The sequence below is a fragment of the Aliivibrio sp. 1S175 genome (assembly GCF_001690985.1).
GTDB lineage: Bacteria > Pseudomonadota > Gammaproteobacteria > Enterobacterales > Vibrionaceae > Aliivibrio.
On sequence record NZ_MAJS01000009.1, the window covers coordinates 87,320 to 108,461 of the forward strand.

The 21,142-nt window shown below is 39.7% G+C and carries 16 protein-coding genes; 4 read left to right on the top strand and 12 right to left on the bottom strand.

Features of this window, described 5'->3' with window-relative positions:
• Positions 1 to 69 precede the first annotated feature (69 nt).
• Positions 70 to 543, bottom strand: a complete 474-nt coding sequence (gene greA / locus A6E06_RS04870; RefSeq protein WP_065594346.1) for a transcription elongation factor GreA — start codon at positions 541 to 543, stop codon at positions 70 to 72.
• A 592-nt stretch (positions 544 to 1,135) separates the two neighbouring features.
• On the opposite strand from greA, the gene A6E06_RS04875 reads away from it, so the two are divergent.
• Positions 1,136 to 2,122 (top strand): porin, encoded by a 987-nt coding sequence (locus tag A6E06_RS04875; protein ID WP_176713273.1) that lies wholly within the window; start codon positions 1,136 to 1,138, stop codon positions 2,120 to 2,122.
• A 144-nt stretch (positions 2,123 to 2,266) separates the two neighbouring features.
• Positions 2,267 to 3,673, top strand: a complete 1,407-nt coding sequence (gene dacB, locus A6E06_RS04880) for a serine-type D-Ala-D-Ala carboxypeptidase (RefSeq protein WP_065594277.1) — start codon at positions 2,267 to 2,269, stop codon at positions 3,671 to 3,673.
• Between the two features lie 141 nt (positions 3,674 to 3,814).
• On the opposite strand, the gene carB is transcribed toward dacB, so the two are convergent.
• From carB to murJ, 9 genes are all read right to left on the bottom strand, one after another.
• Complete coding sequence (gene carB / locus A6E06_RS04885) at positions 3,815 to 7,045, bottom strand: carbamoyl-phosphate synthase large subunit (protein WP_065594276.1); 3,231 nt, start codon at positions 7,043 to 7,045, stop codon at positions 3,815 to 3,817.
• 17 nt (positions 7,046 to 7,062) lie between these two features.
• Positions 7,063 to 8,217 (bottom strand): glutamine-hydrolyzing carbamoyl-phosphate synthase small subunit, encoded by a 1,155-nt coding sequence (gene carA / locus A6E06_RS04890; protein ID WP_023604107.1) that lies wholly within the window; start codon positions 8,215 to 8,217, stop codon positions 7,063 to 7,065.
• Positions 8,218 to 8,763: 546 nt separating this feature from the next.
• Entirely contained in the window at positions 8,764 to 9,573 is an 810-nt protein-coding gene (gene dapB / locus A6E06_RS04895) for a 4-hydroxy-tetrahydrodipicolinate reductase (RefSeq protein ID WP_065594275.1), read from the bottom strand.
• 70 nt (positions 9,574 to 9,643) lie between these two features.
• A complete protein-coding gene (gene ispH, locus A6E06_RS04900) occupies positions 9,644 to 10,588 on the bottom strand; it encodes a 4-hydroxy-3-methylbut-2-enyl diphosphate reductase (RefSeq protein ID WP_065594274.1) in 945 nt (314 codons plus the stop codon).
• 24 nt (positions 10,589 to 10,612) lie between these two features.
• The gene (gene fkpB, locus A6E06_RS04905) at positions 10,613 to 11,044 is read right to left on the bottom strand and encodes an FKBP-type peptidyl-prolyl cis-trans isomerase (protein ID WP_065594273.1); all 432 of its coding nucleotides are present in this window, start codon (positions 11,042 to 11,044) and stop codon (positions 10,613 to 10,615) included.
• Between the two features lie 96 nt (positions 11,045 to 11,140).
• On the bottom strand, positions 11,141 to 11,656 hold the full coding sequence (lspA, locus tag A6E06_RS04910) for a signal peptidase II (RefSeq protein WP_065594272.1): 516 nt from the start codon (positions 11,654 to 11,656) through the stop codon (positions 11,141 to 11,143).
• Positions 11,656 to 14,520 (bottom strand): isoleucine--tRNA ligase, encoded by a 2,865-nt coding sequence (gene ileS, locus A6E06_RS04915; RefSeq protein ID WP_065594271.1) that lies wholly within the window; start codon positions 14,518 to 14,520, stop codon positions 11,656 to 11,658. Before ileS ends, lspA begins: the two co-directional genes overlap by 1 nt.
• 36 nt (positions 14,521 to 14,556) lie before the next feature.
• Complete coding sequence (ribF, locus tag A6E06_RS04920; protein WP_065594270.1) at positions 14,557 to 15,489, bottom strand: bifunctional riboflavin kinase/FAD synthetase; 933 nt, start codon at positions 15,487 to 15,489, stop codon at positions 14,557 to 14,559.
• A gap of 90 nt (positions 15,490 to 15,579) precedes the next feature.
• Positions 15,580 to 17,139, bottom strand: a complete 1,560-nt coding sequence (gene murJ, locus A6E06_RS04925) for a murein biosynthesis integral membrane protein MurJ (RefSeq protein ID WP_065594269.1) — start codon at positions 17,137 to 17,139, stop codon at positions 15,580 to 15,582.
• Between the two features lie 221 nt (positions 17,140 to 17,360).
• On the opposite strand from murJ, the gene rpsT reads away from it, so the two are divergent.
• Entirely contained in the window at positions 17,361 to 17,621 is a 261-nt protein-coding gene (gene rpsT, locus A6E06_RS04930) for a 30S ribosomal protein S20 (protein ID WP_065594268.1), read from the top strand.
• A gap of 112 nt (positions 17,622 to 17,733) precedes the next feature.
• Here rpsT and A6E06_RS04935 read toward each other — a convergent pair whose 3' ends face one another.
• Together A6E06_RS04935 and nhaR are read right to left on the bottom strand one after the other, a co-directional pair.
• Entirely contained in the window at positions 17,734 to 18,030 is a 297-nt protein-coding gene (locus A6E06_RS04935) for a helix-turn-helix transcriptional regulator (protein ID WP_065594267.1), read from the bottom strand.
• Between the two features lie 48 nt (positions 18,031 to 18,078).
• The gene (gene nhaR, locus A6E06_RS04940) at positions 18,079 to 18,978 is read right to left on the bottom strand and encodes a transcriptional activator NhaR (protein ID WP_065594266.1); all 900 of its coding nucleotides are present in this window, start codon (positions 18,976 to 18,978) and stop codon (positions 18,079 to 18,081) included.
• Positions 18,979 to 19,387: 409 nt separating this feature from the next.
• Between nhaR and A6E06_RS04945 the strand changes: the two genes are divergently transcribed.
• On the top strand, positions 19,388 to 20,533 hold the full coding sequence (locus tag A6E06_RS04945) for a Na/Pi symporter (protein ID WP_065594265.1): 1,146 nt from the start codon (positions 19,388 to 19,390) through the stop codon (positions 20,531 to 20,533).
• Positions 20,534 to 21,142: the final 609 nt, after the last annotated feature.

Genomic DNA, 21,142 nt, shown 5'->3' on the forward strand with positions numbered 1-21,142 from the left:
AAAAAGGCCGTCTTAGTTCTCTTTTTAAAGATAACTACGCGGCCTTTATATTTTATACCGTAGTTACAATTAAATGTACTCTACTTTTTCAATCTCAAACTCTTTGACACCGCCTGGAGTTTGAATATTCACTTCATCCCCAGCCATTTTACCAATTAAACCACGAGCAATAGGTGACGTAACTGAAATTCGACCTTCTTTGATACTGGCTTCATCATCAGCAACGATTTGGTATTTAACTTCATGATCAGTATTAGAATCGATCAACGTTACTGTTGTACCAAAAATAATCTTACCAGTATTAGTCATTTTGGTTACATCAATAACTTGCGCCACTGATAGTTTATATTCGATGTCACGGATCTGTGCTTCACAAATACCTTGCTCTTCACGAGCTGCATGATATTCCGCATTTTCTTTCAAATCGCCAAGCTCACGCGCTTCGCCAATTGCTTTTGAAATCACAGGACGACGCTTTAGTAATACGTCTAGCTCATCACGCAGTAGTTTCTCACCACGTACCGTCATTGGTACCTTATCCATATTTTCTACCTCTAAAGCTGAAATTACAAATTCAGCAAATAAAAATCCCACCTAGAGTACCTATAAAGCAAACCTTGCTAAATAAAAACGCCCTAAGTGTATCTGTTTAAATTTAATTTGCTCTAGTGTAAACAAAGAAGTGCCTTTTATCACCTATCTATTGTTTGTTTCTCGCATTTGTTTTTAAGTAATGACTTCAATATAAGTCAGAAGTTCGTCTCAAAAATAAAATCAAGTCTATAAAACAACATAGAAGAAAATATAAAGTGGGATAGCCATCACATTATATTTATAGTTAAAACTAAAAAAAACATAAAACAAGCTTAAATTCAAAAATTAAACAAACTTTAGTCATATTTTATAAACATCTGTTTTTTAATGATAAGGTTCACAAAAAAATAATTAAAAACAGCGTTCAATTGTAATTTTTAGATTGTTTTACTAACCTTTTACCCGCAATAACACTGAAAATAACCTTATTGAAACAGTGATAGGCGACGGTAATCATTCTGACCATATAAGATGTTACCCTTAATATTATTCACAAAAAATATAGATAATCTCTTCCACCCTTATAGGAATTAGAATAATGATGAACAAAAAAGTATTAGCTTTAGCAGTAGCAGCCATTACTTCAGCTGGCGCAGTAAACGCAGCAGAAATCTACAAAGGCGCAGACCAAACTCTAGAAATGGGTGGCCGTGCTGAAGCTCGTCTATTCGCTCAAGATGGTGATGTTTCTGATAATTCTCGTATCCGTCTAAACTTTAAAGGTACGACTCAAATTTCTGACGGTCTATACGGTGTTGGTTTCTGGGAAGGCGAATTCACAACTAATGACGATGGTCTTGTAACTGATTCAGGTACTGATGGACTTGAAAACCGTTACGCATATGCTGGAATCGGTGGTAACTTCGGTGAAGTTTCTTACGGTAAAAACGATGGTGCTCTAGGCGTTATCACTGACTTTACCGATATCATGGCATACCACGGTAACTCAGCAGCGACTAAAATCTCTGTAGCTGACCGTACAAACAACAACCTTGGCTACAAAGGCACATTTGGTGACTTCTCTGCTAAAGTAAACTACCGTTTTGATGATGCAGCTCAAGGTACTGAGTCTAACGATGGTTACGCTCTATCTGGTATCTACGCATTTGGCGATTCTGGCTTCAAACTAGGTGGCGGTTACGCAGACCAAGCTGACAGCAACGAAGCAATGCTAGCTGCATCTATGGCAATGGGCGACCTATACTTTGCTGGTACAGTAACAACTGGTGAAGTATCTGATTATGATTACACTGGTTACGAAGTTGCAGCTGCATATACAATGGGTAAAACAGTATTTACATCAACGTACAACAATGCTGATCATGATGTAAACGCTATTGGTTCTGTTGCTGGTGTTGATAACTTAAGTGCCGATAACCTAGCGTTTGATGCAACTTACTACTTCAATGCTAACTTCCGTACTTACGCATCATACAACTTCAACCTACTTGATGCTGATGCTAAGAATGGTATCACTAAGTCAATGACTGAAGATTCTGTAGCTCTAGGTATGCGTTACGACTTCTAATCCAGTCCTAACTCCTACTTAAATAAAGCGCTCACCTCGGTGGGCGTTTTTTATTTGTGACATTCCATTAATTTTTTCCTATTCATTACACTTCACACGCCGCAAACGCTAAGATACCCTCAATTATCTTTATATGAGTGCATCATGTCTTTTTCTCGTTTTACTCTATTGGGCCTTGCCCTATTTTCATGCTCAAGCTTTGCTAGCATTCAACATACGCTTAATGTGCTCCCTGCTGGAAGTCGAGCTGCAATTGTGGTTGAAGAGATATCTTCACAGGATATTGAATATCAACAAAAACAAAATGAGCTTCTCCCCCCTGCGAGTACCTTAAAAATTGCTACCGCATTAGCAGCTCGACTCGCGCTTGGTAAAGAGTTCACCTTTACAACCTCTTTATATAAAGCCGATAACGATGTCGTGCTGACTTTCACTGGTGATCCGTCTCTATCACGTAAGCAGCTCTCTTCTCTGTTCGATGAAAGTGATATCAAAACTATTCAAGGCGATTTATGGATAGATGGCACTATTTTCACAGGTTATGAACGAGCGGTCGGTTGGCCATGGGATATTCTAGGTGTGTGCTACAGTGCACCATCAAGTGCCTTAAGTATTGATGAAAACTGCGTGCAAGCATCGATCACAACCCATGATGACGGCACAACACGTGTCTTTGTTCCTATTCATCAGCCCATTTCTTTTTCTAGCTACGCTAAGAGTGTCAGTAGAGAAGAACAAGAATCGACCTTCTGCGATCTAGAGCTAACCACTCAAGGCAACCACTATGAACTGAACGGCTGTTTGGTTAAGCGTAATAAACCGCTTCCTTTAAAGTTTGCAGTACAAGACACACAAGATTTCACCGAGCAAACGGTGCTTAAGATTTTAAATGAACACAATATTAAACTTAATGGCGAAGTACGCTTTGGAAAACCAGATACCCCTCTTCTTGCTGATAATAAATTAGTAATACACAGCTCAAAGCAATTAATGGAATTGTTGGACCACATGCTTAAAAAGTCCGATAACCATTACGCTGATAACTTGACCAAGATGCTAGGTCATTTGAATTACCAACAAGCAGGCAGCTTCACTAATGGCACTGCGGCAATTAAAGATATCTTATTAAAACAAGCTAATATTGATTTGAGTAATGCGGTACTGGTTGATGGCTCCGGTTTGTCACGTAATAACCGCATGACCGCAAATCAAATGAAATCAATTCTGCAATATCTCTATAAATACGATAAAGAATTAGGGCTGATCGAACTATTACCGACATCAGGTATTGATGGCACATTAAAATATCGTAACAGCATGCGTAAAGAGCCAGTTAAAGGCGGTATGAAATCTAAAAGTGGTTCACTGTTTGGTAGTTATAATATGGCGGGGTTTGTCGGTTTAGAAAACAAGGAGCCTCTACTGTTTGTTCAATTTGTTGCAGATTATCACCCTGTCGCAGCAAAGAAAGGAGCGACACCGATTGAACGCCCTATTGATATCTTTGAGAAAAGCTTCTACCAAGAGTTAATTGAACTCTCAAAAGATTAGGATCTTATACCAATCTACATAAGTATTTGATCATTCTTGCTTGTTAACTAGAAAAGATAAATAAAAAAATCCCGAAGAACTCTCATTCTTCGGGATTTTTATTATTACTTAACTAATATTGTTACTTAGTCTGTTTCGCTATTAAGCGTATTTAGCGGTCACTTTAGCGTGTAGCTCTTGAACAGAGTTAACCGTGTTACGGTCATCTGCTTCATGCGCTAGACAGCTAGCAAATGCTGCATTTAGCGTTGTTGTATAGTTCACTTTCGCGGCAAGTGCACCACGACGAAGAAGTTTAGAGTCTTCAATCGCTTGGCGACCAGATGCTGTATTTACAATGTAGGTGTATTCACCATTCTTGATACGGTCAAGAATGTGAGGGCGGCCTTCATGTACCTTGTTTACTAGACGTGGGTTAATACCCGCTTCGCCAAGAATAACCGCAGTACCGTGCGTAGCATCAAGTTGGTAACCGATTTTAATAAGGTGTTTTGCTAAATCAACAACACGCTTCTTATCGCCTTCACGAACAGAAAGCAATGCTCGCCCGCCTTCTGGGTATTCTTTGCTGCATCCTAATTCTGCCTTAGCGAATGCTTCAGCAAATGTTGCACCAACACCCATCACTTCACCTGTTGAGCGCATTTCAGGGCCTAACAGTGGGTCAACACCAGGGAATTTATTAAATGGTAATACCACTTCTTTAACAGAGAAATAAGGTGGGATTATCTCTTTAGTAAAGCCTTGAGATTCTAATGATTGACCCGCCATTACACGCGCTGCAATCTTAGCGATTGGCGCACCTGTCGCTTTAGATACGAATGGAATCGTACGTGCGGCACGAGGGTTCACTTCAATTAGATACACTTTGTTATCTTTAACAGCAAATTGTGTATTCATTAAACCACGTACACCTAGCTCGAATGCTAGTTTACGTACTTGATCACGCATTACATCTTGGATTTCTTCGCTTAAAGTATAAGCAGGAAGAGAACATGCCGAGTCACCAGAGTGAACACCTGCTTGCTCGATGTGCTCCATGATACCTGCGATAACTACTTGCTCACCGTCGCAGATAGCATCTACATCGACTTCGATTGCATCATCAAGGAAGCTATCAAGAAGTACTGGAGATTCATTTGAAACGCTTACCGCTTCGTTGAAGTAACGACGTAAGTCTTGCTCGTCATATACGATTTCCATCGCACGGCCACCAAGAACATAAGAAGGACGAACAACTAATGGAAAACCAATTTCTCTTGATTTCTCAATCGCTTGTTCCATTGCCGTTACGGTTGCATTTTCTGGTTGTAAAAGGCCTAAACGGTCTACTGCAACTTGGAAACGTTCACGATCTTCTGCACGGTCGATAGCATCTGGGCTTGTACCAATAATTGGAACTCCAGCCGCTTCAAGCGCACGAGCCAGTTTAAGTGGTGTTTGACCACCGTACTGAACGATAACGCCTTTTGGTTTTTCAATACGAACGATTTCTAGTACATCTTCCAAAGTTACTGGTTCAAAGTACAGGCGGTCAGACGTATCGTAATCAGTAGAAACGGTCTCAGGGTTACAGTTAACCATGATAGTTTCGTAGCCATCCTCACGAAGTGCTAATGAGGCATGTACACAACAGTAATCAAATTCAATACCTTGGCCGATACGGTTTGGACCGCCACCTAAGATCATGATCTTATCATTATCGGTTGGATTCGCTTCACATTCTTCATCGTAAGATGAGTACATATAAGCCGTATCTGAAGAGAACTCAGCCGCACATGTATCTACACGCTTGTAGACAGGATGAATATCATATTGGTCACGAAGACGACGGATCTCGCTTTCTGCCACACCTAATAATTTAGATAAACGCGCATCTGCAAAACCTTTACGCTTAAGTTGGCGAAGGCTATCCGCTGTTAAGCTAGCGAACCCGCCCGCTTTAACTTCTGCTTCCATCTTAACTAAATCTTCGATTTGAACTAAGAACCAACGGTCAACATTTGTTAGGTTAAATACACCATCAACAGACATACCAGCACGGAACGCATCGGCGATATACCAAATACGCTCAGCACCTGCGTCTTTTAATTCATGACGGATCTTAGTTAATGCATCAGGTGCATCAAGATCAACCATTTCATCAAAACCATCCGCGCCAACTTCTAAGCCACGAAGTGCTTTTTGCAGTGATTCTTGTTGGTTACGGCCAATCGCCATTACTTCACCAACTGATTTCATCTGTGTTGTCAGACGATCGTTAGCACCTGCGAATTTTTCGAAGTTGAAACGAGGGATCTTAGTAACAACATAATCAATTGTTGGTTCAAATGATGCTGGTGTTGCGCCACCTGTAATATCATTCATTAACTCATCAAGCGTATAACCAATCGCAAGTTTCGCTGCAATTTTAGCAATCGGGAAACCAGTCGCTTTAGACGCTAGAGCTGATGAACGTGATACACGTGGGTTCATTTCAATAACAACCATGCGGCCGTCTTTCGGGTTGATACCAAACTGTACGTTTGATCCGCCCGTTTCAACACCAATCTCACGCAGTACAGCTAGAGATGCGTTACGCATTAGTTGAAATTCTTTATCTGTTAGCGTTTGCGCTGGAGCCACGGTGATTGAATCACCCGTATGAATGCCCATCGCATCAAAGTTTTCAATTGTACATACGATGATACAGTTGTCGTTTTTATCACGAACCACTTCCATCTCGTACTCTTTCCAACCAATTAATGACTCATCGATTAGAAGTTCGTTGGTTGGAGAAAGATCCAAACCGCCACGACAAATTTCTTCAAACTCTTCTTTGTTATACGCGATGCCACCACCGGTACCACCCATCGTAAATGATGGACGAATGATACAAGGGAAACCAACCATGTCTAAAACTTTGTAAGCTTCTTCCATTGTTTTTGCGGTATCAGCGTTTGGACATTCAAGGCCAATCGACTTCATTGCTTTATCAAAGCGTGAACGGTCTTCTGCTTTATCAATCGCATCCGCCGTTGCACCAATCATCTCAACACCGAATTCAGCAAGAACACCGTGTCTCTCTAAATCAAGCGCACAGTTCAATGCCGTTTGACCACCCATCGTAGGCAGTACTGCATCTGGACGTTCTTTTTCGATGATGTTACGAACCACTTCCCAATGGATTGGTTCAATGTAAGTTGCATCAGCCATGTCTGGGTCAGTCATGATTGTCGCAGGATTAGAGTTCACAAGAATAACGCGATAGCCTTCTTCACGAAGAGCTTTACACGCTTGTGCACCAGAGTAGTCAAATTCACATGCTTGGCCGATTACGATTGGGCCTGCACCTAGAATTAGAACGCTTTTAATGTCAGTACGTTTTGGCATCTTATTACTACTCCGAATTAAGCTTTATGCTGCTGAATCAATTCAATGAAATGGTCAAATAATGGCGCTGCATCATGTGGACCAGGACTTGCTTCTGGGTGACCTTGGAAGCTGAATGCTGGTTTGTCTGTACGATGAATACCTTGTAGCGTGCCATCAAACAGTGATTTGTGTGTTGCTCGAAGATTTTCAGGTAGCGTCTCTTCATCGGCCGCAAAACCGTGGTTCTGTGCAGTAATCATTACAACATCACGATCCAAGTCTTTAACTGGGTGGTTTGCGCCATGATGACCAAACTTCATTTTTACTGTTTGTGCACCTGATGCTAGAGCAAGAATCTGGTGACCAAGACAGATACCAAAGATTGGTAACCCTTTTTCTAGGAACACTTTCGTTGCTTCGATTGCGTAAGTACATGGTGCCGGATCACCAGGGCCATTCGATAGGAATACGCCATCAGGGTTCATTGCCAGCACTTCTTCAGCTGAAGTTTGTGCAGGAACAACAGTTAAACGACAACCACGGTCTACTAACATACGTAGAATATTACGTTTGGCACCGAAATCGTAAGCGACAACGTGGAATGGTAATTCACTGTCCGCTTTTTCTTCTGGCAGACCGCCAGTCAGTGTCCAAGAACCTTGCTTCCATTGGTAAGCTTCAGACGTAGTAACTTCCTTCGCTAAATCCATCCCTTTCAGTCCTGGGAATGCTTTTGCTTGAGCAAGAGCAAATGCTTCATCTAAGTTGCTTTCTTTTTTAGAAGAGCAAGCAATGATACAACCGTTTTGAGCACCCTTCTCACGCAAAATACGAGTCAGCTTACGCGTATCGATATCAGCAATGCCGACAATATTTTGGGATTTAAGATATTCAGAAAGAGTTTGTTCACTGCGGAAGTTTGAAGCTAGGAGGGGAAGATCGCGAATCACAAGGCCTTGAGCGTGGATAGAAGAAGATTCTTCATCTTCGGAATTAATTCCGGTGTTGCCAATGTGAGGATAAGTAAGAGTAACGATTTGTTGAGAATAGGAAGGATCAGTGAGAATTTCTTGGTACCCCGTCATCGAGGTATTAAAAACGACTTCACCAACGGCCGAGCCATCTGCTCCAATCGATTGACCGCGGAACACTGTCCCATCTTCTAGGACTAACAGCGCTGATTTACTCAAGACAACCTCCAAACATAATAAATATTCAACTTTACAACATGATAATGCAAAATTGTTTTTTTTAAACCCAAAACTCGAATTTCAAGGTCGAATTTTGACAAATTGGCGAAATTTTAGAGATCTATGAGATACCTGTCAACAAAAAACACAACAATAAGTAACCTTTTTAGACGCTTCATACTTAAAACGCACTTTCAAAGTCAATAACAAAGACTAATAAGGCTTATATGATTAGAATTTGACCTTTGCGTAACTTATTTAATATTGAAACTTTTTAATTTTAAAAAAAATACATATTAAAATTAAGCAAACGTTAAAACGCAAAGAAAACACATGAAAATGAACAACTAAAACAAATACCAAGCCATAAGCCGGAAAAACAACACGATTCTAATATCTAAATCTCAATAAACATAACAAATATAATTTATAAAACCGTCTCAAAGTCATACTTACAGTACAATGTAAGTGAATAAAAAATGATTAATGACTTATTTCTTATAAAAAAAAGCCCAAATCAATAATGATTCGGGCTTAATTAAAAAATTAAAGCTTATCTAATTCTAAAACATCATTCATGGTATAAAATCCAGGGGACTTTTGATGTAGCCAATGAGAAGCCCTCACCGCTCCATTTGCAAACGTCATTCGATCGGTTGCTTTATGGGTGATTTCGACACGTTCACCAATATCAGCAAACATTGCAGTATGTTCACCAACAATGTCTCCAGCACGAATGGTTGCGAATCCAATCTCATCCTTAGTTCTTTCACCAGTAATGCCTTCTCGAGCATATACGGCAACATCATCTAATTTATTCCCCATAGCTCCTGCAATCGCTTCTCCCATCCCAATGGCAGTGCCTGAAGGCGCATCGACTTTATAACGATGGTGGGCTTCTATGATTTCAATATCACAATAATCACCCATCACTTTTGCCGCTTTCTCTAGTAATTTAAATACTACGTTTACGCCAACACTGTAATTTGGAGCCATCACGATAGGGATACTTTTCGCAGCTTGATCAATTAACTCTTTGCCAGGCTCACTAAACCCAGTAGTACCAATAACAATCGCTTTCTTATGTTCTTGGCAAAGTTCAACATTTTTAAGCGTCGAAATAGGAAGAGTAAAATCGATAATGACATCAAAGTCATCAACGGCTTTAGCTAGGTCATCTACAATTAAGATACCAGACTTACCTAAACCAGCCATCTCGCCAACATCAACACCAATTAAGCTTGATTCAGGATGCTCACTTGCCGCGGCTAGTACCGCAAACTGAGAGCCATTTACCGCTTTAATTAAATTACGGCCCATTCTTCCTGCTGCGCCAGCAATTGCTACTCTTACCATATTAAATCACTCCTTTAAATGCGTATCCTTGCACTCTATCTTAATTTTTTTACTTCGGCTATGTGAAGATTTAAGACACTGTTTTAATTTGTAACTCTTTAGGAACTTCAAAGAACATGTTTTCTTCACGGCCAGACAATTCATCAACTGTCGTGCCACCAAAAGCTTTAACCTGCTCAATAATTTGATTTACCAACTCTTCTGGTGCAGAAGCACCAGCAGTGACACCTACTTTAGCTTGGTTTGATAACCACTCTTCTTTTAACTCTTCAGGGCAATCAATTAGGTAACTTGTTGTGCCTAATTTTTCTGATAATTCACGAAGTCTATTTGAGTTAGATGAATTTTTAGAACCAACCACTATCATCACATCAACTTGGCTTGCCATATCTCGCACCGCATCTTGACGATTTTGCGTCGCATAGCAAATATCATCTTTACGCGGCCCTTGGATCTCTGGGAATACTCGGCGCAATTCGTCAATAACATCTGCGGTTTCATCAACCGATAAGGTCGTTTGACTGACATAATGCAAATTGCTTGAATCACGAACCGCTAGTTTCTCAACATCAGCAGGGGTTTCAACTAAATACATCCCCCCAGCGTCACTTGCATATTGCCCCATTGTCCCTTCAACTTCTGGATGACCTGCATGACCGATCAATACCACTTCGATATTTTTCTTACTTGCACGAGCAACTTCCATGTGAACTTTAGTAACTAATGGGCAAGTGGCATCAAATACGGTTAATGCACGTTCTTTTGCCTCTAGACGTACTGCTTGAGATACTCCGTGAGCTGAGAATATCACGATATTATCGTCAGGAACTTCACTTAACTCTTCAACAAAAATAGCACCGCGCTGCTTTAAACCCTCAACAACAAAACGGTTATGCACCACTTCATGGCGAACATAAATAGGGGCTTCATACAATTCAAGAGCTCGTTCAACAATGCTAATGGCACGATCAACACCGGCACAAAATCCACGAGGGTTCGCTAATACTATTTTCATTTTTTATCTCTATTTAGTGTTGGTTTAACCAACCGCTACAATTTCTACGTCAAAGATAACATCTTGACCGGCTAATGGGTGATTAAAATCAACCGTCACTGAATCACCAGCGATCTCTGTAATAATACCTGGGATATCCATACCATCAGGTCCACTAAACGCCATGATAGTACCAATTTCAGCAGCGGCATCACCCACGAAGCGATTACGATCCATATGATGAATATTATCAGGGTTTGGTAAACCAAATGCATCCACTGCATTCAACTCAATACTTTTTGATTGTTCAGACTCTAAACCCAATAAGCATTTTTCAAAGTTTTCACTAAGGCTACCATCACCCATAGTAAATTTTGCTGCTTTACCTGAAGTATGAGTGCTATCAGCCACCGAACCATCTTTTAACTTAATGGTAAAATGTAGGGTTACTTCACTGTTATTTTCGATTTTAGACATCTTCTTTCCTTAGATAATACTAATTTTTTTAATATCGAATTTAAAAAAAACGCCACCTCGAATTCACGGGCAGCGCTAATTTATTTTGCTTTTTGCTTACTGTTCTTTTTTATTAGAACGGAAACCATCCAAGATGATCAATCCCGCACCAATACAAATGGCAGCATCCGCTAAATTGAAAGCCGGCCAGTGATAATTACCCCAATAGAAATCAAGATAATCCACTACAAACCCATGAACTAAGCGATCAAACACATTACCGATTGCACCACCAATGATCAGTGCATAAGCCATGTTGTTTAGTTTGTCAGTTTGAGGCGCTTTACGCATCCAATATCCTAACAACCCACACACAGCGATAGCAATACCGGTAAAGAACCAACGTTGCCAACCTGCTTGATCACTTAAAAAACTAAATGCAGCGCCATAGTTGTGAACATAAAGAAAGTTAAAGAATGGCAATACCTCAATGCGGTTTGCCCAACCATAACTCATCTCTTTCATCACAAATAACTTGATGCTAATGTCTGCCATAAAGATGATCCCCGCTAGCCATAGCCAGCGAAGTCCAGATTCTTTAAGCAGCGGTAATGTCTTATTATCGCTAGTCATTATGCAAATTTACGCTCTTCGCCTTCGCCGCTCACGTTAGATACACAACGACCACATACTTCTTCGTGGCCTTCGATAGTACCTACATCAGCAACATGGTGCCAACAACGCTCACACTTCGCCGCTTCAGAAGCTGCAACATCAACAAACAGACCAGCAAGTTCTGTAGCTTTTGCTGATTCTGGTTTTTCGCTTAACGGTTTCACTGTTGCGCTTGATGTTAGAAGAACAAAACGTAATTCATCTTCAAGTTTATTAATTTGTGCAGCAAGTGCATCATCTGCGTATAACGTTACTTCAGCTTGAAGTGAACCACCGATAACTTTCTCACTACGTGCCATTTCTAGAAGTTTGTTTACTGATGCACGAACTGATTGGATTTCAGTCCAGAATTCATTATTGAACTCTTCACCTTCAGCAAGATCAAATAGACCTTGGTACCACTCACCTGTGAATACGAATTTCTCGCGCTCACCAGGCATTTCGTTCCAGATTTCATCTGCAGTGAACGACATGATTGGTGCCATCCAACGAACAAGAGCTTCTACAATGTAGTAAAGCGCAGTTTGACAGCTACGTTGAGCGTGACCACTTTGCTTCGCAGTGTATTGGCGATCTTTAATTACGTCTAGGTAGAAAGAACCCATTTCAATTGAACAGAAGTGCATCAAACGCTGAGTAACTTCATGAATATTATATTCATCAAAAGACTTAATGATCTCTTCTTGTGCAGCAAATGCACGGCCAACAGCCCAGCGATCCAGCGCAACCATTTCTTCAGCAGGAACGATGTCCGTTTCTGGATTAAAACCGTTTAAGTTAGCTAAGAAGAAACGTGCTGTGTTACGAATACGACGGTATGCATCAGCTGAACGTTTTAGGATTTCATCAGAAACCGCAACTTCGTTAGTGTAATCCGTTGAAGCAACCCATAGACGAAGAATATCTGCGCCTAGCTTGTTCGTTACATCTTTTGGTGCAACTACGTTACCGATAGATTTAGACATCTTACGGCCATTACCATCTACTACGAAACCATGTGTTAGTACTTGGCGGTAAGGAGCTTTACCTTTCATTGCAACAGAAGAGATCAGTGATGATTGGAACCAACCACGGTGTTGATCTGAACCTTCTAAGTAAAGGTCAGCACTGTGTGTTCTTTCTTCTTTTTCTTCTGGGAAGTCATACTCTTCACGTGAGTCAACAACAGAGAAGTGAGTAACACCTGAATCGAACCATACATCTAATGTATCTAATACTTTTTCGTATTTAGTCGCGTCTTCTTCGCCCATAAGATCAGCAGCATCAAGATCCCACCACGCTTGAATGCCTTTCTCTTCAACTAGCTTAGCTACTTTTTCAATTAGCTCTAGTGAATTAGGGTGCAGTTCAGACGTTTCTTTATGAACGAATAAGGCAATTGGAACACCCCACGTACGTTGACGAGAGATACACCACTCTGGGCGTCCTTCGATCATACCTTCGATGCGGTTTTGACCCCACTCTGGCATCCACTCAACACTCTTCACTTCTTCTAATGCTTTTGCACGAAGACCCGCTTGATCCATTGAGATGAACCATTGCGGTGTTGCACGGAAGATGATTGGCGTTTTGTGTCTCCAACAATGTGGGTAGCTGTGCTCAAACGCGTGATGATGCAGTAATGCACCTTTTTCTTTCAATACGTCAAGTACTGAATCGTTCGCTTTAAATACGTGTTGACCAGCAAACAGTTCAGTATCAGGAAGGTATACACCATTTGAACCAACTGGGTTTGCAATTTCTAAATCGTATTTTTTACCAACAACGAAATCTTCTTGACCGTGGCCTGGTGCCGTATGAACGATACCCGTACCTGAATCAACCGTTACGTGTTCACCTAAAATAGCAGGAACCGTAAAACCATAGAATGGATGGTTAAATTGAAGAAGCTCTAAATCAGACCCTTTCGCAAAACCTAAGTTATGGAAATGTTCGATACCTGCGCGATCCATTACAGATTTTGCTAGTTCAGATGCAAGAATTAAACGTTCTGCTTTTTGCTCGCCATGTGCTTCAACTTGAACTAATACGTATTCAAGATCAGCATGCAATGCTACCGCACGGTTAGCAGGAAGAGTCCAAGGCGTCGTTGTCCAGATAACAACAGATACCTCACCTTCACCTTGATGACCTTCAGGCGTACTGAATTTAGCTAATGTTGCAATTTCGTCTGCTGCAATAAAACGCACATCAATAGATGGAGAGAATTTATCTTGGTATTCTACTTCTGCTTCAGCAAGTGCTGAACCACAATCCGTACACCAGTGAACCGGTTTAAAACCTTTAAGTAGGTGACCTTGGTCTGCAATTTTACCTAATGAACGGATAATGTTTGCTTCAGTACCAAAATCCATAGTGCGATATGGTTTTTCCCACTCGCCCATGATACCTAAACGCTTAAAGCTTTCTTTTTGGCCTTCAACTTGAACCGCCGCGTATTTACGACATTCTTCACGGAATTCAGCCGCAGAGATTTTTTGGCCAGGTTTGCCTTTTTTCTTTTCTACCATTAATTCAATTGGTAGACCGTGACAGTCCCAACCAGGAATGTACGGTGCATCAAAGCCAGAAAGTGTCTTTGACTTAATAATAATGTCTTTAAGAATCTTGTTTAATGCGTGACCAATATGGATGTCACCATTTGCATAAGGAGGACCGTCGTGTAATACGAACGATTTCTTACCTTTTTTTGCTTTACGGATTTCACCGTAAAGATCTTCATCATACCAACGCTTCAGCATTTCTGGCTCACGATTAGCCAAGTTACCACGCATTGGGAATCCTGTTTCAGGCAGGTTCAAGGTTTCTTTATAGTCACTCATCGATTCTTAATTCCGTTACTTGGGCGAAATGAAATGTTATTTGTTTTCAGACAGCCACACCCGCGCTGCCTGAGAATCTAATTCTATTTGTTGTTTTAATGCGTCAAATGACTCAAATTTGTGCTCGCTACGCAACTTACAAAGTAGCTCTACATCCAATTGTTGACCATATAAATTACCTTTATAGTCAAAGAAGTGAACTTCAAGTTGTTGACGAACGCCATCTACCGTTGGGCGATGACCAATATTGGCCACTCCACCTAATTGCTTACCATTGCTGTCTTTGGCTTGAACAACATAAACGCCAGACACCGGAGAAACACAACGCTTTAATGGGATATTAGCCGTAGGGAAACCAATTGTTCTCCCTAATTTTCGACCATGTGATACACGACCTGTAATACTGTAATTACGCCCCAACATTGTGGCGACATTTTTTAATCTGTTTTCAGCAAGCGCATTACGAATTGCAGTACTGCTGACTCTCTGTTTCTCAATACAAAAACTTTTTGTATTCACTACTTCAAAGCCGTATTTCTTACCTGCTTTTTGTAGCATATCGAAATTGCCTAAGCGATGTTTTCCAAAACAAAAATCATCACCAATAACCAGAAACTTAACACCCAATAGCTTAACCAACAAGTGTTCAACAAATTCATCTGCCGTTTGCTGTGCAAATTTATGATTAAAATTAATACAAAGCAGGCGATCTATGTCCAACTTATTAAGCTGAACAAATTTATCTCGTAAACGAGTCAGTCGAGCTGGCGCTTTTTCTTTAGCAAAAAATTCCATTGGTTGAGGATCAAATGTCATTACAACAGAAGGTAAACCTAATTGCTTAGCTTTAACCTTAACTTGTTGTAATACTTGTTGATGTCCTAAGTGAACACCATCAAAATTACCAATAGTCATTACGCAACCTTGATGGTTTGGCGTAATATTATGAATGCCTCGGATTAATTCCATTATCTCAATATCAATTTATTTGCTCAAAAAAACTGACGAATTATATACTAATCTTACTAGCCAAACCACTCAACTCAGTGAATAACAAGATTATGCATTAACTCGTAATTGACGTGGGCGCAAACCCAATATCACAGCAGGAATTAAATAACTTATCGCACCTAGAGCAATAAAGCTTAATAACATGATCATTCTTTTTGCTAGATCCCACTCAAGCCATACGCTCATTGCTGGCATTAACCACAATAAAACACCAACCATAATGGCACCAGATAAAACCAGTTTCACAATAAATATAATGGTGTCTTTCGATAGTTTATAAACATTCGCTAAATGTAATCCGCGATATAATAATGCCATATTCACGAATGCAGACAATGCCGTTGCCATCGCTAGACCGACATACCCATAGAAATAGGCAAAAATAGCATTAAAAAACATATTCGTAACCATCGCTATAATGCCATAACGAACCGGAGTTTTCGTATCTTGTCTTGCGTAGTAACCAGGAGCTAATACCTTAATTAGCATAAAGTTTAATAAACCTGACGCATAAGCAAGTAAAGACAATGAGGCGTTATGGACATCATTTGGCGAAAATTCACCACGCATGAACAGTACCATTAGCATGGGTTTTGCTAATACCATTAAACCTAACATTGCAGGGATCCCAAGTAAAATAACCATTCTGACGCCCCAATCCATCGTATTAGAGAACCCAGCCCCTTTTGCATCAACATGCTGACGAGAGAGTGCCGGTAGGATCACAGTAGCAATCGCAATCCCAAATAACCCCAATGGAAACTCTAATAAACGATCCGAATAGTAAAGCCAACTAATAGATCCCGTAGCTAAGAAACTTGCGATAAAAGTATCAAATAATAAGTTAATTTGACTTACCGATACCCCAAATAATGCAGGGATCATTAAGGTTCTAATTTTCACAACACCAGGATCATGCCATCCCCACTGTGGACGAACTAACATTTTCGCTTTATAGAGAAATGGAAGCTGAAATATAAATTGAATTAAACCACCAAGGAAAACACCTATCGCTAAGCCAATTTCAGGCTGTTCTAAATTTGGAGAAATAAAATAAGCACAGGCAATAATAGCGATATTTAAAAAAACAGGCGTAAAAGAGGAAACAGCAAATTTCCCTAACGTATTTAAAATTGCACCAGAGAGAGCAACAAAGGTAATAAACCAGAGATAGGGGAAGGTTATTTTTAATAAGAAACTAGCCAATTCAAATTTAGGCGCATTAGGCCCATCATTCAACCAATCCATAAACCAGCCGGCACCAAACAATGCCGTGACTACACCAGAGCCTAAAATTCCGAAAAAAGTCACAATGGTCACTAGAACACCAAGCGTTCCCGACGCTTTCGCTATTAATTCTCTTGTCTTATTATCGTCCCCACTCGCATGATATTCAGTCAATACAGGGACAAATGCTTGTGAAAAAGCCCCTTCAGCAAATAAACGTCGCAGGAAGTTGGGGATTTTATTAGCAAAGAAGAAAACATCGGCTGATGCGCCGGCTCCCATTAAATTTGCTACTACTACATCACGGACCAAACCAAGTACTCTGGACACTAAAGTCATGATACTGACGATTAAGCCAGAACGTAAAAGTCGTTTACTCACAAAAAAACCTCACAAAGATGCCAATGATGGCGATAAAGAGCTTACTAACTGGAAAAAATGCTGTTAGAATGCACGCCATCTTAACCGTGTTTTGCCATTCTCATCAAACTTTTGTTTGAGACAGCTTGGTTTTTACACAAATCATTTGACATTTAAGCTCAATGGGTGCATATTTCCCGACCTTAAATTGTCACCGAACTACGTTTTTGGGAGTTAGACCCTTGGCAAATAGTAAATCTGCTAAGAAGCGCGCAACTCAAGCTGAAAGACGTCGCCAGCACAACGCTAGCCGTCGTTCAATGATGCGCACTTACATGAAAAAAACTATCGCAGCTATTGAAGCTGGTGATAAAGAAGCTGCAGCTGCTGCACTAGCAATTGCAACTCCACTTCTAGACCGCATGGCGACTAAAGGCCTTATTCATAAGAATAAAGCTGCACGTCATAAAGCGCGTTTCACTGCAGCAATCAAAGCTCTTTAATAGAAATTTGATTCTCAGTTAGAAATAAGAAAAAACCGACTTAGGTCGGTTTTTTTATGCCTGTAATTTGAGAATACACAAAAAGAGAATATCCCCAGCCCTCATTGGCAATTTATTTCGAACAATATAAATTATGTAATAATTGGATAACTGATTTTACGTCATCGCTATTTAATGAATAAAACACCGTCTGAGATTCTTTTCTCGTTGAAACTAACTCATCTTTACGCAGCCACCCAAGATGCTGGGATAAAGCGGATTGACTCAGTTCTAGTTTTTGTGCGATCTGTCCTACAGATAACTCACCTTCAAGCAATAAACATAAAATAAATAAACGACGTTCATTCGCCATCGCTTTTAATAATGCCACCGCTTGAGGGGCGTTTTCTTCCATCATTTGTAAATTCATAACAAAACCTCTAATTTAGCCAGTGCTAATTTAGTTGATTCTACCTCACTATTGCAAATCAAAATCAAATAAATTTGAAAAGTCAGCAGCACAGATACTTTTTACCGCTGGGTGTTGGATCATCCGTTCTGCAAAAATAACGTAATATTCTTCTTTTAAATCTTTAACATCTGCAATCCTATGTAAAGAAAGATCTGAATCTATCTCATTCATATATATAGTCGGGGCCAAAAACACTGAATCATTTTCACGAGCAAAAGCCTTCATTAAAGCAACGTCATCAAACTCACCTAAAATATTAGGTGTAATACCTTGCTGATCACACCATTGAATTACTTTTCTACCCATTGATGTTCTACTGCCTGGAATGAGTACTTTTTTCTTCTCTAATATTTCAGGAAACTGAATATCTGTCATTTCTTTAGAATAGAAGAAGCTCATACCGCATTCACCTAACTTTCTACTGAAAAGACCAGAATTCTGACCAGAATCAACAGGGCAGTCTGATAAAATCATATCTAATTTATGTTGTGATAATTGTTCAAGTAGCAACTCATGCGTTGATTCAAAGCAGCGGAGATGAATTGAGGCATCTTCAGGGATCGTAGTCGAAAGAACCTTACTGACTAATCGCTTAGAAAGAGCATCTGCAACACCAACATCAAATAACACATTAGATTGCTGGCTATAATTTACGATATCCAACATCTCATAACTTAAACCAAACATACGATCGGCGTATTTATAAATTAGTTGACCTAATTCTGTTGGCTCTACATTTCGTCCATTACGTTTAGTCAACTTACCATTTACTCGTTCTTCTAATGCCTTTATTTGTCCTGTCACCGTTTGAGGCGTAAGGAATAATGCTTCTGCTCCCTTAGTAACAGAACCTTGTTTGCACACCATCCAAAAATAGTACAAATGGTTATAGTTTAAATGAGACATAACACTCCTTAGAATTCAGCTGTTTATTACATGAACAGTCATATGTTCAATATACAAAAAAGAAGATACGTCATTTATTACACTAATAACAAACATTTCGTAAAAACCTTGGAAAACTTGATTATATGTCGAATTTTCCGAATTAAAATTATTACTAATGTCATTAATCCGCAATATAGAACAAAAAAGTTTAAAAAAAGTTTTTATATTCCCCTTTCAAATAAAGAATAAAAAACATTATAAAACAATAAATTAGAATGCAACTTATTACATAAAAAAACGCAAAAAGTAAATATGACGAATTTATTACAGTTTTAACTCTCACTGTAATATTTCTGAAATATTCCTTATCTACTATCGCTTCAGATTAAATAAACCGACACATATTATCTCGGTACGGAGCTTTACTATGAATACCCAATCAATTTCTGCAGCAACAATGAGCAATACCTCGCGCATGCTGCGTTGGGCAAACTTAGCATTTATGCTTTATCTTCTTCTTTTAGCTGTAGCTATGGTTGGCACAGGCTTTAAATGGTCTGTTGGTGAAGAAGCTAAAGTTCTTTTTGAATTCGCTTCTCATCCAGTTGCAGGCTTAATGATCGGCCTAGTTGCAACAGCATTAATTCAATCATCTTCTACAGTAACCTCTATTATTGTTGGATTAGTGGCTGGTGGTTTACCGGTAGAAACCGCAATTCCTATGGTTATGGGTGCAAACATTGGTACTACAGTAACCAATACGCTTGTAAGTCTTGGTCACGCTCGTTGTAAGACTGAATTTAGACGAGCATTTGCTTGTGCAACCGTTCATGATTTCTTTAACCTTCTTGCGGTAGCTATCTTCCTACCATTAGAGATGATGTTTGGCATTTTCCAAAAACTATCAGCATGGTTAGTATCTCCATTAATGAATGCTGGTGACATGAGCATTAAAGGCTTTGATTTCATAAAACCAATAACCAAACCTGTTATCAGTGCAATCAAAGAGCCTCTATCTAACTTTGGCAGCATGACTGGTGGCCTAATGATGATTGCTTTAGGCATTGTTATTCTGGTCCTTGCTATTACATTAATGGGTAAGTTAATGAAGAGCTTAATGGTTGGCCGTGCTCGTGACATACTTAAAAGCGCAATTGGCCGCGGACCGCTACACGGTATTGCATCAGGTACAGTCGTAACCGTTCTTGTTCAATCATCTTCAACAACAACTAGCTTAATGGTTCCACTTGTAGGTACAGGGGTTCTTAAAGTTCGCGATGTATATCCTTTTACTCTTGGTGCAAACATTGGTACATGTGTTACAGCCTTACTTGCAGCAACAGCGGTATCTGGCGAATACGCTGTCTTTGCTCTACAAATTGCATTAGTTCACCTATGCTTTAATGTTATTGCTACCTTGGTTATTTACGGCACTCCTTTCTTACGTGAGATACCGCTAAAAGGCGCTGAATGGATAGCTGAGATGGCTAACCGTAACAAAGGTGTAGTGGCTGGATATTTAAGCTTTGTCTTTATCATACTCCCTGGTAGCGTGTTGGCATTAACTGTTTAATCGTAAAATAAGCACATACAAAAAAGCCCCAGAGAAAACATTACTCTGGGGCTTTTTTTGTACATCAATTTTAAATATTTATATTGAATTTCAAAAACAGAATAACCTTCATTTTGATGATAAAACCAACGTTCCGACCGAACCTCTAACTCATCTTCCATATGTGACTAAATCAACAAATATATTCAGCTTGCTGTGATGTTACAGCTAAAGTCCGATCCTTATTTAATCCCAAAGCTCATTACAAGCTAATCTTTGTGGTTTAAAAATAAATCAACACCCTTTAATTCAATACTGTTAGGGATGTATACAACATAAATTTCTATAATTTAAGTATCACTTTAGAATCGTTGTAATTGATTGAGTATTCCTTTTCTTAAAGTAAGGAAAGTATATTAAGAAACTAAAGTTTGCTTAATTAAGCCTTCTAACACCTAAGGCGTACTTAGATTACCCTAGCAACATTAAGAGCGACACGTCCCCCGGCGTGACTGGCCGCTAAGCTCTCCAATAAAAAGCCTAACCAACTGAACTACCACTCCGCAGTGTCTATTCAGCATCATTTTACTTTTAGACAGGCGTAAAAAAACCTAATCTTTCGATTAGGGC